Below are 14,135 nucleotides of genomic sequence, written 5' to 3'. Positions count from 1 at the left end.
TGCCTTTAGTGAAAAGTATATGTTATTTATTCTACTTGTTATTTGATGTTTTAAGAAATATAAGACCATATTAGAAGGTTATTTATGTCTATAGTGATTACTGATCCGATTATTGATTCTCGTGGCTCGTTAGTTGTTTGGGAGGCTTTGTCTAACGTTCCATTCGAAATTAAACGGTTATTCGTAATATATGATGTAAAAGGTGAAGAGAAACGTGGAGGTCATGCTCACTTCGAATCAGAGCAGTTTATGATTGCTTTACAAGGGGCCTGTACTGTTGAACTTGATGATGGTGAATCCAAAACATTGGTTAATATGAGTTCAATTTCTAAAGGGTTAGTTCAGCCTGCTGGTGTTTGGGGAACTATGATGGATTTTACACCGGATTGTATGTTATTAGTTGTTGCGAATACTGTATATGATGAGTCCGATTATATTCGTGATTATAAAAAGTTTTTAGAGTATAAGAACAATGAAAAATAAAGATGTCTTGTTTTTGGATTTAAAAGAAATTCAGCTACGTCATAAAAAGGATATCATTGAGGCTTTCACTAAAGTTCTGGAGTCCGGTTGGTATATTTTAGGTAATGAAGTATCTAATTTTGAAGCTGAGTTTTCTGAATATTGTGATTCCAAATATTGTGTGGGAGTCGCCAATGGTTTAGATGCTTTGACTCTGGTTTTACGAGCATGGAAAAACTTAGGAATACTATTGGAAGGTGATGAAGTTTTAGTGCCTGCTAATACCTATATTGCCACTATACTAGCAATTACTGAAAACAGATTAAAACCAGTGCTAGTTGAACCAGATATTGATACATACAATATTGATCCTTTTTTGTTAGAAAAATACATCACAAATAAAAGTAAGGTGATTTTACCAGTTCACTTATATGGTCGCAGCTGTGACATGGAGTCTATACAAAGCATTGCGAACAAACACAATTTATTAGTTTTAGAAGATTGTGCACAAGCTCACGGTGCTCTTGATAAAGGAAGGAAGGTTGGGAGCTTGGGGAGTGCTGCGGCATTCAGTTTTTATCCCGGTAAAAATTTAGGAGCATTAGGTGATGGTGGTGCTATAACAACAGATGATGCTTTATTATTTAATGAACTTAAAAGAATTAGAAACTATGGTAGTGATGTAAAATACAAAAATGATTGTATTGGGGTTAATTCCAGATTAGATGAAGTACAAGCTTCAATTCTTAGGGTTAAATTAAAGTTTTTAGATCAAGATAATATTTATAGAAGAAATGTTGCTAGTGCATATCTCGATGGAATAGTGAATCCAAATGTGATTTTACCAGTTCCGACTAACGTAGAAAGTGAAAATGTTTACCATGTGTTTCCAGTTAGAGTTAGTAATAGAGAAAAATTTATAAAATATTTAGCTGAGAATTCGATCCAGACTTTAGTCCATTATCCAACTCCACCGTATAAACAAAAATGTTACGAAGGTTATTTTGGAAGCGATTTTCCAATTTCAGATTTAATTCATAGAGAAATTATTAGCATTCCTATTAGTCCAGTTATATCTTCTGTCGATGTTGATAAAGTAATTGATGTAGTTAATAGGTATGAAGGATGAAAGTCGTTCAATTTTCGTTGGATTTTTCTCCTTTCTGGCATAGAGGTGGACCACCTCGAATTATGAATAGTTATGCTGAGGAACTAAAATTTTCATCTGTTGACACCTTTGTTTTCTGCTCAAATCATGGCGAAGAGTTTCCAGTATATGTGGGGGAGATCGAACCTAAAAATGTATATTATTTTAAATCATATAATATCCCTTTTTTGAGCAAGATCTATATGAATATTTCTCCTTTTTCTATATTTAAAAGGTTTATGTCTATTTATGAACCTGGGGTTTATATACATCTTTCTCAGACTAGATCGATGTTTAATGTTATGGCTTTGTTTTTTTCTGTGTTCTTTGATGTTCGCCTGATTTTTAGTCCATTTGGATCTCTTCCAAATCGGGGTAAGTTAATGCTTAAGATTTTTGATTTTTTTATTACTAAACCTTTAGTTAAGCGATCAGAGTTTAATTTAGGGCAAACTCAAAATGAGCTGAATACATTGCTGAGTTTTGGTGCCAGTGATAAAAGTTTACTTTTGGCTCCGCTGTGTTTAAGTTCACCCGATTTGACGGATATAAAGAATCACTCCCAAAAAATTCGTAATGGTTTAGACATTTCTGAAAATGAAAAAATGCTTCTTTTCTTAGGGCGTTTTCACAAAAGTAAAGGAGTTGAGTGGCTTCTTGACGAGTTGTTATCAGGTCTAAAAAAGCAGGAATATAAGCTTGTTTTAGTTGGGGTTGATAATGGAATGTTAAGTTATATTAAAAACTTCATAAAAACTAATGATCTTTCTAACAGCGTAAAGGTTTGTAAACCTGTGTATGGAAACGACCGATTTTATTGGTATAGAGCTGCTGATGCCTATGTTATAACTCCTAGTATATATGAAGAAACACCTCTCGCAGCTATTGAAGCATTATCTGTTGGAACTCCTGTTATTACTAATGTTAGAGCAGATGTTCCTTACCTAGAGAGCTATAATGCAGGGGTTGTTCTTCAGATTGGTGAGTCAATGAATGCGAGATTAATAGACTTGGTGAAAATTAAGGATCAAGCCGAAGTTAGGTCTAACGCGCGTGCACTATATGAAAATGTGTATGAAGTTGGTAGTAATGTAAAGAACCTTATTTCAATTCTAAAAGGTAATTAAGACTCTCATGTTTAAAAATAAAATTTTGATGATTTCAGGTGGTACAGGCTCTTTTGGTAATGCGGTACTAAAGCGTTTCTTAGATTCTGATCTTAAAGAAATTCGTATATTTTCTCGTGATGAAAAAAAGCAAGATGATATGCGTAAAAAATACAATCATCCTAAGTTGAAATTCTATATAGGGGATGTTCGAGACTATCAGTCAGTGTTAAATGCTACACGTGGGGTTGATTATATTTTTCATGCGGCGGCGCTTAAGCAAGTCCCTTCTTGTGAATTTTACCCAATGGAAGCGGTGAAAACGAATGTGCTTGGCACAGAAAATGTACTTGAAGCTGCAATCCAAAACGAAGTTAAGCGTGTTGTTTGTCTTAGCACAGATAAAGCCGTTTATCCTATTAATGCTATGGGTATATCCAAAGCCATGATGGAAAAGGTTATCGTTGCTAAGTCACGAACTGTAGACGATGAAAAAACTGTCATTTGCTGCACGCGGTATGGCAATGTTATGGCGTCGCGTGGTTCAGTGATTCCTTTGTTTGTTGAGCAAATCCGAGCAGCTCAACCTATCACTATTACCGATCCAAACATGACTCGTTTCATGATGACTTTGGCTGATGCGGTAGACTTGGTGCTGTATGCTTTTGAACATGGTAATAATGGTGACATCTTCGTGCAAAAAGCACCAGCTGCCACTGTAGAAGTACTGGCGAAAGCCTTAACTAAGTTGTTGAAAAAACCAGAACACCCAATCAACATTATTGGTACACGTCATGGTGAAAAACTTTACGAAGCGCTATTGAGTCGTGAAGAAATGGCTTGCGCCGAAGACATGGGCGCTTACTTTCGTGTACCTCCAGACCTACGCGATCTAAATTATGCTAAATTTGTAGAGATGGGCGAAGAAACAATTTCTAGGTCCGAAGATTATAATTCTCATAATACAGAGCGATTGGATATAGATGGAATGCAATCATTGCTTTTAAAGTTGAGTTTCATGCCTGCTATTGCTAGTGGTGATGTAGTCGCTGCGGAGGAATAAAATGAGAATCTTAATTACAGGTGCTAATGGGTTTATAGGTAAAAATTTAGTAGTAACGCTAAATAAAATGGGAGACCATGAGGTTATTCCTTTTACTCGTCAATCAGACCTTAGTCAGCTTGCTCAATTAGTCGCAGAAGCCGATTTCATTTTTCATCTTGCAGGTATTAACCGCCCTGACGATGAACGTGAGTTTTTTACGGGAAATGCGGATTTAACGGGAGAGATCTGTAACGCAATTGTTGCATCTGGACGAAATATTCCGATTGTTATTACTTCCTCTATTCAAGCAGAACGAGCTAATGCTTATGGACGCAGTAAGTTAAAAGCTGAAATGCATTTACTGAATCTATATATGGAAACAGGGAATCAAATTTATATATATCGTTTACCTAATGTTTTTGGTAAATGGTGTCGCCCTAATTACAACTCTGCTGTTGCTACTTTTTGTCATAATATCAGTCATGGTTTACCTATTCAGATTAATGACCCGGCAACTGAGCTTAATTTAGTTCATATAGGTGCAGTTGTAAGCTCATTTTTAGATGTGCTAATTAATCAACCAACGGATAAGCTACATATTAACGTAGAGCCAATCTATACAGTGACACTTGGTGAGATGGTAGACACGCTTTATAAGTTTAAGAATAGCCGTGAGAATTTGATTATAGAACCTGTAGGTGATGGTTTTACACGAGTCTTGTATGCAACCTATATTAGTTATATTTCCCCTGATGATTTTAATTATCCTTTAGTTAAGCATGAAGACCAGCGTGGTGCATTTGTTGAAATGTTAAAGACTCGTGATTCAGGGCAGTTTTCATTTTTTACCGCTCATCCTGGTGTTACTCGTGGTGGGCATTATCACCATGTTAAAACAGAGAAGTTTCTTGTTATCAAAGGAAAAGCTCGTTTCGGTTTTCGTCATATTGTGTCTGATGAATTTGTTGAGATTAATACCAGCGGAGATCAACCTGAAATTGTTGAAACTGTACCTGGTTGGTCTCATGATATTACCAATATTGGTGATGATGAAATGGTGGTTATGTTGTGGGCAAATGAAAATTTCGACCGTCAACGGCCAGATACCGTGACTTACAAAGTCTAAGAGAAAGAACAGCAGTATGAAAAAATTAAAGATAGTTACTATTGTAGGAACTCGACCAGAAATTATTCGTTTGTCACGGGTAATGGCTAAGCTTGATGAGCACTGTGAGCATATTCTTGTTCATACTGGGCAAAATTACGACTACGAATTGAACGAGATATTCTTTAGTGATTTATGTATTCGTAAGCCAGATTATTTCCTAGGTGCTGCTGGCGCGTCAGGAGCTGAGACAATTGGTAATGTTATTATTGCTGTTGATAAGGTATTAGCTGAAGTGCAACCAGAAGCGCTACTGGTGCTGGGTGATACCAATAGCTGTATGGCCGTGATCCCAGCGAAGCGCCGCAAAATACCTACTTTCCATATGGAAGCTGGTAACCGTTGTTTTGATATGCGTGTACCAGAAGAAATTAATCGTCGTATTGTTGATCACACAGCGGACATTAATTTAACGTACAGTACCATTGCCCGTGATTACTTGTTACGCGAAGGTTTGTCTCCAGACATGGTGATCAAAACCGGCAGCCCCATGTTTGAAGTCTTGAACCACTACCGTGTTGGTATTGAGCAATCGGATGTATTAGAGCGCCTAGGACTCACTGAAGGACAGTTCTTTATTGTCAGTGCTCATCGTGAAGAGAACATTGATTCAGACAAAAACTTCTTAAAACTGGTAAACGTGCTAAACACCGTTGCTGAACATTATGATTACCCAGTTATTGTTTCTACTCACCCACGTACACAAAAGCGTGTTGATGCAATGGGTATAACATTCCATCCAATGGTTCAGTTGCTGAAACCACTTGGTTTTAAAGATTATAATAAGCTACAGTTATCAGCTAAAGCCTCTTTATCCGACAGCGGTACTATTAATGAAGAATCTTCGATCTTGAATTTTCCTGCATTAAATCTTCGCGAAGCCCATGAACGACCAGAAGGAATGGAAGAGGCTGCTGTGATGATGGTTGGTCTTGAGGTTGCTCGAGTTATACAAGGGTTAGCCATATTAGAAACTCAGGCACGTGATGAGCAGCGCTTAATCCGTCAAGTGTACGATTATTCTATGCCAAATGTTTCCGATAAATTAGTGAGAATTGTTCATTCATATACTGATTATGTGAATCGTGTAGTGTGGAAGAAATATTAAGTGAAGATACTTGTTGTTAGTCAGTATTTTTGGCCTGAAAACTTTAGGATAAACGATCTTTGTGTTGAACTTCAGAATCGTGGGCATCAAGTTACTGTACTAACTGGAATCCCTAATTATCCAGAAGGGAAAGTTTTTTCTGAATTTTCTTGTAATTCTAATAAGTTTAACGAGTTTAATGGTGTGGAAGTTATTAGAGTTCCACTTGTACCTAGGGGCTCAGGTTCTGTAAGACTAGTATTGAATTATATTAGCTTTGCATTAATGGGGTGTACATTAGGCCTATATAAATTGAAAAAACGAGAGTTTGATATTGTTTTTATCTGCCAGCTTTCGCCTGTTATGATCGCCTTGCCTGGCCTTGTGTATAAAAAACTAAATAGAGTTCCCGTAGCAATTTGGGTTCTTGATTTATGGCCAGAATCACTAAGATCTGTAGGTGCAGTCCAATCTGAAAAAATTCTAAAAATAGTAGGTAAACTTGTAAGTTTTATTTATGATCGATGTGATTTGATTTTTGGTCAATCTCCTGCTTTTGAAAAAAATATTTCACTTTATACAAAAGTTAATGGTCGTTTTAAAGTTTTGTATAGTTGGGCGGAGGATATTTTTACTGAGGCTGAAACTAATGTTTCTAAATGTCCATTAAAGATGGATTCAGTAGAAGAAAGTTATTTCAATATTGTTTTTACAGGAAATGTCGGAGAAGCTCAATCTCTTGATAGTGTTGTAAAAGCTTTTAAAATTGCTATAGAAAAAGGTGCAAAGGTAAATTTTCATATTGTCGGAGATGGGCGAGCATTTAAAAAAATAGAACAACTAGTTGTTGATTTGAATTTATCTAAGAGGGTTTTTTTATACGGCCGTCGCCCATTAAGTCAGATGCCAAGCTTTTACTCAGCATCTGATGCATTGCTGGTTTCTTTAAAATCTAGTGATGTATTCAAACTAACAATACCTGGGAAGGTTCAATCTTATATGGCCTCCAACAGAGCAATACTTGCAGTGCTGGAAGGTGAGGGGGCTAGAGTTATAAATGATGCAAAATGTGGTTTCGTGTCTTCCCCAGATAATATTGAAAAATTGTCAGAGAATATAGTTATGATGTCAGGCTTATCTACTGAAAATCTAAGTGAGATGGCTTCTAACGCATATCAATACTTTAATGATAATTTTAATAAATATAAAATTATAGATACTCTAGAGAATGATTTAGAAGCTCTTGTCGAAAAAGGATCATTATGATTGCAGTTACAGGAGCGAGTGGTTTTATAGGAAAGCATCTAATTGAAAATATAGAAAAGCCTATAAGAGTCATAAAACGTTGTATTAATTTAAACAATGACGATCTACGTCAGTCTTTTCAAGGTATAACTACCATTGTTCATCTCGCAGGATTAGCTCATGGCAAATTTACTGTTGATGAATATGAAGAAAACTTCACTGCATTTAAAAATGTGGTTAATTCCGCTTTTGAAGCTAATGTACAGCGGATTATTTATATAAGTAGTGCTTCGGTATTTGAGGGCAATACAAAACAATGTAAATATTCTAATCTTTCGACATCTTTACCTACAACATTATCATCAGTTTATAAGCAGAAATCAGAAAGACTGCTCAAAGAACTAACTGAAAGCAATAGAGTGGATTTTGTTATTATTCGTTCGCCTTTAGTCTACGGTGAAGGTGTCAAAGCAAATTTTGCTTCTTTGATGAGATTGGTTGGTAAAGGGCTTCCACTACCATTTCGTGCTATTTCTCGCAATAAACGTAGCTTGGTTTCTGTGTATAATTTGGTGGATCTGATTAAGGTCTGTATTGATCATCCCAAAGCCGCTAACCAAGTGTTTTTAGTCTCAGATGATAATGACCTGTCTACGGCACAAATGGTTGCCTTAATGGCTAAGGTGCAAGGTAAAGCCAATCTATCTCTGCCAGTACCAGTATGGTGCTTCAAACTTGCTGGCAAGGTTTTCAAAAAAGAAACTGTAGTAGACAGATTAGTCGGCTCGTTACAACTCGACATAGAGCACACCAAAAAAACGCTAGATTGGACACCACCCTATTCTGTTGAGCATGGTTTTACATTAGCGGCGAAAGCACCTCATACTAACCAAACAACAAACACGAGATAACAAAATGATTCGAGTATTAGACTTTACCTTCGCCTTGTTAGGCTTGGTGTGTGGCTTTCCTGTATTTCTGGCTATTTACATCATTGGCCTATTTGATACTGGCTCCCCTTTGTTTCGTCAAGAGCGGGTTGGACGAAATCAGAAACCTTTTGTATTAGTTAAATTTCGTACCATGTCTGTTGATACCGCTTCAGTAGCGAGTCATCTGGCTTCTACATCTTCTATTACCAAGTTAGGAGTTTTTTTGCGTCGTACTAAAATAGATGAGCTTCCGCAGTTGTGGAATGTATTAAAAGGTGAAATGAGTTTGGTGGGGCCGCGTCCAGGGTTGTTTAATCAAACAGAATTGACTGAGGAGCGTAATGCCAAAGGTGTATTTGATGTGCGCCCTGGCATTACAGGGTTAGCACAGATCTCGGATATCGATATGTCTACGCCTACGTTGTTGGCAGAGACGGATGTTAAAATGATTCGAGATATGTCTTTAAAAAACTATTTTTTTATATCATCAAGACGGTAACTGGTAGTGGTTCTGGTGATAGAGTTAAGAATTAATTATTAGTTTTAACAGTTTAGTATTTAGTTTGAAATTTACATAAGTTTCCATAGAAGCTATCTGTAAAGTGTCTTAATTTAGTTTTTTCATGTTATTGTTCTTTCTTAGGTCGTGTTGGCTCTGCTTAAAAATATTATATCGTCGGCGTAGAGTCTGTCCTACAAATATGATGTGGTTTTTTGAGTTCAGTGCTTACAGGTAGTATAAAATGGTGAAAAAAATCGATTTACTTTGGTCTCTTCCTCGTTTTTATAAACGTATTATTAGTCTGACAATTGATGCTCTTTTTGTTTGTCTTGCTTTTACTTCTGCTTATTGGGCACGTATGGGAGGATTTAGTTGGTTTACTGATGTTTCTATTTTGTATGTCCTTGTTGGAACAATATTAGTTACTTTGCTTATTAATATTAAGCTTGGTTTGTATCGAGCTGTTTTACGCTACCTCACGTTTCATGCTTTCAGTGCTATTTTTATAGGTGCTGCCATATCCGCATTAAGCATTACAACCTTCGCGTATTTTTTTGATGTTAATGTTCCTCGAACTGTTCCTATTATTTACTTTCCTTTTCTGATTATTTTATGTGGTGGCGCTCGTGTGCTGCTGCGGGCTTTGTTTGTACGTACTCCCAAAAAAGGCTGTGAGTCTGTTTTAGTATTTGGTGCTGGCTCTACAGGTCGACAGCTTTCATTAGCTTTACGCCAAGCTTCTGGCTATAGGGTAAAAGGGTTTATAGATCAAGACGTCTCCCTCGCCAATACTATTATTCAAGGGGTTACTGTTTACCACGTTGATAAAATGGATGAGTTGATTCGTCGATATAATATTGAAAAAGTATTATTAGCGATTCCGAGAGCAAGTCGTTCCGAACGTAAAAAAGTCATCGATCAATTGTTACCTTATGCGGTAGAGGTCCTGACAGTTCCTGATTTTGACGATATTGTTACTGGCAAAGCTAAGGTTGGAGAATTGCAGGATGTTGCTGTTGATGATTTGCTTGGTCGTGATGTAGTAGAACCTGTTCCTCATTTGATGGCATCTAATATCGCTGGCAAAGTGGTTATGGTAACTGGTGCCGGTGGTTCGATTGGTTCTGAGCTTTGTCGGCAAATTCTAAAGCAACAGCCGAAAGCTTTGGTTTTATTTGATGTATCTGAGTTTGCGGTTTATCAAATTGATAAGGAACTAAACGAGATTCTTGAACAGGAGCCTTTTAAGGTCAAAGTCATCCCTTTAATCGGTTCTGTACAGCATATTAATCGTTTGGTATCCATTATGAAGTCGTTTAGTGTCAATACTGTTTATCATGCCGCTGCTTATAAGCATGTGCCCTTGGTTGAATACAATGTTGTTGAAGGTGTTCGGAACAACGCTTTTGGTACTTATTATTGTGCGCGAGCGGCCATTGAAAGTGGTGTTGAGTCTTTTGTGTTGATCTCTACTGATAAAGCGGTTCGTCCGACGAATGTGATGGGCGCAACAAAACGTATGGCGGAATTGGGCTTGCAGGCATTGGCCGAGGCGGAGTCTAAAAAAGCAGTTAAGCAAGAAAAGTTTACTCGTTTTTGTATGGTTCGTTTTGGTAACGTACTTGGTTCATCCGGTTCTGTTATTCCTGTCTTTAAAAAGCAAATCGCTGAGAATCATCCTATCACGGTAACTCATCCTGATATTATTCGTTATTTCATGACCATTCCTGAAGCCGCTCAGTTGGTTATTCAAGCTGGAGCAATGGGCAAAGGTGGTGATGTATTTGTATTAGATATGGGAGAGCCTGTTAAAATCGTTGATTTGGCTACCAATCTGATTCGTTTATCTGGGTTAGAGGTAAAGTCATCAGAGAATCCAAACGGCGACATTGAAATACAATTTACCGGCTTGCGCCCTGGTGAAAAACTCTTTGAAGAGTTGCTTATTGGTGACAATGTACAGGAAACACAGCATCAACGGATTATGACAGCTAATGAGCGTTTTTTATCGTTGGCAGACTTTGTTGGTGTGATGGATGAACTTGATAAAGCCTGCCATGAATTTGATCATGAGAAAATTCGAGAGCTATTGATTGAAGCGCCAACAGATTTTCAACCAACGGATGGGATTGGGGACTTGGTATGGAATGCGAAGGTAGGTGATAAGAGTGAGAGTTCGAGAGTGGTTCATTTGAATGAAAATATTTCGTGACCCCTCCCTAACCCTCCCCTTGGAAGAGAAAAGGGGAGAGGATTTTTAGTTTGTTGTTTTCCTCAAGCTTTTCTTGGAAGAGATAAGGGGTTGAGTTCTTAGCCCCTCCCCCAAACACCCCCTTGGAAGACATAAGGGGAGGGGGTATAGTCTGTTGTTTTTCTCAGATTTTTCTTGGAAGAGATAAGAGGTCGAATTTTTAGATCCTCCCCCTTGCTAAGAGGGAGGCTGGGAGGCGGTTAAAGACTTCACGGCTACCGAATAACCCCTCCCTAACCCTCCCCTTGGAAGAGATAAGAGGAGGGGATTTTTAGTCTGTTGTTTTCCTACGCTTTTCTTGGAAGATATAAGGGGTTCAGTTCTTAGTTCCTCCCCATTGTTAAGGGGGAGGTTGGGAGGGGGTTAAAGACTTCACGGCTACCGAATAACCCCTTCCTAACCCTCCCCTTGGAAGACATAAGGGGAGGGTACTTTTAGTTCTGCTGTTTCCCTAAGCTTTCCTTGGAAAGCATAAAGGAAGGGGGACTGTTTAGTGATGGTGGTTTAATGTTGCCTGATTATGCCTCGTTCCTCGTCTAGTCAGGCTTACGGGTGCTTTGGTGTTTTTTATTTGGATCTATTTTGAAGATTATTCCTGTTATTTTATCTGGTGGTGTGGGTTGTCGTCTTTGGCCCTTATCTCGAGAGTTTTTTGCAAAGCAATGTTTACCTTTAGTTGATAAAGAGTACAGCCTCCTTCAACAAACCCTTCTTCGCGTTTTTTCTTTGGATGTGGGCGACCCAATTGTTATTTGTAATGAAAGTCATCGTTTTTTGATTGCTCAACAATTACAAGAAATTGGCTCGAAAAATGCCAGTATTGTACTTGAGCCAAGTGGCCGTAATACGGCCCCCGCGATTGCTTTGGCTGCATTGGAAGCGCAAAGTGAAGAGCAAGAAGATGTGTTGTTATTGGTTCTGCCTGCAGATCATGTGATTCGTGATATTGAAGCTTTTGAATCTGCTATTGTAAAAGCAGCTGAACTTGCCAAAGAAAATGCTCTCGTCACTTTTGGTATTAAACCTACTCGTCCAGAAACAGGTTATGGCTATATTCGTAGTGGTGATAATTTTGCCGTTGCTGAATTTGTTGAAAAACCAGACCTAAACACGGCACAAGCTTACTTAAAATCCGGTGACTATTTGTGGAATAGCGGCATGTTTCTATTCAATGCAAAGATTTACCTCGAAGAACTTTCTAAATATCGATCTGATATTTTTGAAGCTGTCAGTCTTGCTTATCAATATCGTATACAGGATATGGATTTTGTTCGTATTGACGCCGAGTTGTTTTCTAACTGTCCGTCAGAATCCATAGATTATGCGGTTATGGAGCCAACACTAAAAGCCAAGATGGTTCCTTATGCGGGTGATTGGAGTGATATTGGTGCTTGGGATGCGCTTTATGACTATGCCGATAAAGACGGAGATAATAATGTTCTGCTAGGGGACGTTATGTCAGAAGGCTCTAGCAATTGTTTGATTCGCTCCGAAACACGTTTGGTTGCCGCTGTTGGTGTTAGTAATCTTGTTATTGTTGAGACCGCTGATGCCGTTCTTGTGATGGATAAAGATAATGCGCAGGATGTTAAAAAAATCGTTAAGCGTATTCAATCTGAAGGTCGTGAAGAGCACATGTATCACACAACGGTGCATCGACCGTGGGGGACTTATCAAACGATTGATCTTGGCGACCGATATAAAGTAAAACGTATTATGGTAAAGCCAGGTGAGAAGTTGAGTGTGCAAATGCATCGTTACAGGGCAGAGCATTGGGTGGTTGTATCGGGTACTGCAAAAGTACAAAACGGCGAGAACGAGATTATCCTCACTGAAAATGAATCCACTTATATTCCTGTTGGTGTGGTTCATGCCTTAGAAAATCCAGGAAAGATTCCATTAGAAGTAGTGGAAGTGCAGTCTGGTAGTTATTTGGGTGAAGACGATATTGTGCGTTTTAGTGATCGATATGGGCGCTAACGTCATTGACTGATCCTATGTTTGATGGGCTTCGTAGGGCAGATGAACGAGGCACGAGTGTGATCTGCCGTTGTAGCGTGTTGTGGGAATGTCGGATCACGGTCGTTTCTTCCCAATGGTATGGACTCCTCCCCAATTCAGCGAAATTCCGATAAATTGGGAGGCGACCAAACCAAAGGAGCCATACCATGAATAATAATACGACAATTTGTATCGATTTAGCGAAAGAAGTTTTCCAAGTTGCTGTCTTCAACCAAGCTGGTAAAGCCAAGTTAAATAAAGAAGTCACAGCGAAGAAAATGTGTCTCATCATTGCCCAGTACCCTGATGCAGCGATCTATATGGAAGCATGTGGCTCAGCGCATCATTGGGCTAGGCGCTTTACATCATCAGGCCATAAAGTAGGACTTATTCCTCCTCATCTTGCAGCAAAATACCGAGTGGGTAATAAGAGTGATAAAAATGATGTTCTTAGTATTTATGAGGCCAGTAAAAATCAGCAGCTGCACTGCGTTCAGATCCGCACATTAGAGCAGCAAGATATTGCTACTTTACATAAATCACGCGAAGGCTATAAGAAAGAACGCAACCAACTTGCCAGCCGTCTTCGAGGTTTTGGTCGCGAGTATGGCGTTATTTTTGCTCTAGGTATCAGCAAGCTTCTTAAGCAAGTGCCTATGGCGCTTTAAGATGCTGAAAATGAAATGACGGTTGTTGCACGCAGAATACTATTCAGACTATTAGAACAACTTAAACATGTGATCACGCTTATGAAAGAGGTCACTGATGAGATCGAAACGATAGCAAAGCAAATAGAGGTCTGCCAACGATTGGTGCAATTACCTGGTGTTGCTTGGCTTGGTGCCAGCATGATGTATGCTAAATTCGGTTCGGCTGAGCGCTTCAGGCGTGGCCGAGATGCCAGTGCCAGCATCGGTCTTGTTCCAGCGCACAGTGGCAGTGGTGGTAAGGTTACCATCGGCAGGATTACCAAGCGAGGCGATACGTATCTGCGTACACTGATCATCAATGGGGCCCGATCCTTGGTCATTCATGTGAAAGAAAAAAACAGACGGCTTGAGTTGTTGGGTAAGGCAATTACTCAGTACGAAAGGGTTTAACAAAACCATAGTAGCCGTCGCCAATAAACTGGTCAGAATGGCGACAGCCATGCTGAAAAGTGGGTTTGAATATCGTCAACCTGTCGCACAGT

General features: G+C 38.8%; 13 protein-coding genes. All 13 read left to right on the top strand.

Annotated features, from left to right (window positions below):
* Window positions 1-84: 84 nt before the first annotated feature.
* The 13 genes from AC0L3Y_RS03170 to AC0L3Y_RS03110 all read left to right on the top strand — a co-directional run bounded on the left by AC0L3Y_RS03170 (window position 85) and on the right by AC0L3Y_RS03110 (window position 14,043).
* On the top strand, window positions 85-483 hold the full coding sequence (locus AC0L3Y_RS03170) for a sugar 3,4-ketoisomerase (RefSeq protein WP_473468662.1): 399 nt from the start codon (window positions 85-87) through the stop codon (window positions 481-483).
* A complete protein-coding gene (locus AC0L3Y_RS03165; protein WP_473468659.1) occupies window positions 473-1,591 on the top strand; it encodes a DegT/DnrJ/EryC1/StrS family aminotransferase in 1,119 nt (372 codons plus the stop codon). Before AC0L3Y_RS03170 ends, AC0L3Y_RS03165 begins: the two co-directional genes overlap by 11 nt.
* A complete protein-coding gene (locus AC0L3Y_RS03160) occupies window positions 1,588-2,736 on the top strand; it encodes a glycosyltransferase family 4 protein (protein WP_473468657.1) in 1,149 nt (382 codons plus the stop codon). The genes AC0L3Y_RS03165 and AC0L3Y_RS03160 overlap by 4 nt, the downstream gene beginning before the upstream one ends.
* 7 nt (window positions 2,737-2,743) lie before the next feature.
* Complete coding sequence (locus AC0L3Y_RS03155; RefSeq protein ID WP_473468655.1) at window positions 2,744-3,778, top strand: polysaccharide biosynthesis protein; 1,035 nt, start codon at window positions 2,744-2,746, stop codon at window positions 3,776-3,778.
* A gap of 1 nt (window position 3,779) precedes the next feature.
* Window positions 3,780-4,886 carry a UDP-2-acetamido-2,6-beta-L-arabino-hexul-4-ose reductase gene (gene wbjC, locus AC0L3Y_RS03150; protein ID WP_473468653.1) on the top strand — a complete coding sequence of 369 codons (1,107 nt, stop codon included), beginning with the start codon at window positions 3,780-3,782 and terminating at the stop codon, window positions 4,884-4,886.
* 16 nt (window positions 4,887-4,902) lie between these two features.
* Entirely contained in the window at window positions 4,903-6,033 is a 1,131-nt protein-coding gene (gene wecB, locus AC0L3Y_RS03145; protein ID WP_473468651.1) for a non-hydrolyzing UDP-N-acetylglucosamine 2-epimerase, read from the top strand.
* A complete protein-coding gene (locus AC0L3Y_RS03140) occupies window positions 6,034-7,278 on the top strand; it encodes a glycosyltransferase family 4 protein (protein ID WP_473468649.1) in 1,245 nt (414 codons plus the stop codon). It begins immediately after the preceding gene.
* Window positions 7,275-8,168 (top strand): NAD-dependent epimerase/dehydratase family protein, encoded by an 894-nt coding sequence (locus AC0L3Y_RS03135; protein ID WP_473468646.1) that lies wholly within the window; start codon window positions 7,275-7,277, stop codon window positions 8,166-8,168. Before AC0L3Y_RS03140 ends, AC0L3Y_RS03135 begins: the two co-directional genes overlap by 4 nt.
* Before the next feature lie 4 nt (window positions 8,169-8,172).
* On the top strand, window positions 8,173-8,688 hold the full coding sequence (locus AC0L3Y_RS03130; RefSeq protein WP_473468644.1) for a sugar transferase: 516 nt from the start codon (window positions 8,173-8,175) through the stop codon (window positions 8,686-8,688).
* A gap of 244 nt (window positions 8,689-8,932) precedes the next feature.
* A complete protein-coding gene (locus tag AC0L3Y_RS03125) occupies window positions 8,933-10,903 on the top strand; it encodes a polysaccharide biosynthesis protein (RefSeq protein WP_473468643.1) in 1,971 nt (656 codons plus the stop codon).
* 621 nt (window positions 10,904-11,524) lie between these two features.
* Complete coding sequence (locus tag AC0L3Y_RS03120; RefSeq protein ID WP_473468642.1) at window positions 11,525-12,922, top strand: mannose-1-phosphate guanylyltransferase/mannose-6-phosphate isomerase; 1,398 nt, start codon at window positions 11,525-11,527, stop codon at window positions 12,920-12,922.
* A gap of 188 nt (window positions 12,923-13,110) precedes the next feature.
* Window positions 13,111-13,611, top strand: a complete 501-nt coding sequence (locus AC0L3Y_RS03115) for an IS110 family transposase (protein ID WP_473468639.1) — start codon at window positions 13,111-13,113, stop codon at window positions 13,609-13,611.
* 15 nt (window positions 13,612-13,626) lie between these two features.
* Window positions 13,627-14,043: a transposase gene (locus AC0L3Y_RS03110; RefSeq protein ID WP_473468637.1), complete on the top strand. Its 417-nt coding sequence runs from the start codon at window positions 13,627-13,629 to the stop codon at window positions 14,041-14,043.
* Window positions 14,044-14,135 lie beyond the last annotated feature (92 nt).

The organism is Marinomonas sp. GJ51-14 (assembly GCF_055808695.1).
The sequence above is the reverse complement of the archived record's forward strand: the minus strand, read 5'-3'. Positions and strand labels throughout refer to the sequence as shown.

Coding starts and splice junctions, on each gene's coding strand:
- AC0L3Y_RS03170 (WP_473468662.1), top strand. CDS start 85: ATGTCTATAGTGATTACTGATCCGATTATTGATTCTCGTGGCTCGTTA.
- AC0L3Y_RS03165 (WP_473468659.1), top strand. CDS start 473: ATGAAAAATAAAGATGTCTTGTTTTTGGATTTAAAAGAAATTCAGCTA.
- AC0L3Y_RS03160 (WP_473468657.1), top strand. CDS start 1,588: ATGAAAGTCGTTCAATTTTCGTTGGATTTTTCTCCTTTCTGGCATAGA.
- AC0L3Y_RS03155 (WP_473468655.1), top strand. CDS start 2,744: ATGTTTAAAAATAAAATTTTGATGATTTCAGGTGGTACAGGCTCTTTT.
- wbjC (WP_473468653.1), top strand. CDS start 3,780: ATGAGAATCTTAATTACAGGTGCTAATGGGTTTATAGGTAAAAATTTA.
- wecB (WP_473468651.1), top strand. CDS start 4,903: ATGAAAAAATTAAAGATAGTTACTATTGTAGGAACTCGACCAGAAATT.
- AC0L3Y_RS03135 (WP_473468646.1), top strand. CDS start 7,275: ATGATTGCAGTTACAGGAGCGAGTGGTTTTATAGGAAAGCATCTAATT.
- AC0L3Y_RS03130 (WP_473468644.1), top strand. CDS start 8,173: ATGATTCGAGTATTAGACTTTACCTTCGCCTTGTTAGGCTTGGTGTGT.
- AC0L3Y_RS03125 (WP_473468643.1), top strand. CDS start 8,933: ATGGTGAAAAAAATCGATTTACTTTGGTCTCTTCCTCGTTTTTATAAA.
- AC0L3Y_RS03115 (WP_473468639.1), top strand. CDS start 13,111: ATGAATAATAATACGACAATTTGTATCGATTTAGCGAAAGAAGTTTTC.
- AC0L3Y_RS03110 (WP_473468637.1), top strand. CDS start 13,627: ATGACGGTTGTTGCACGCAGAATACTATTCAGACTATTAGAACAACTT.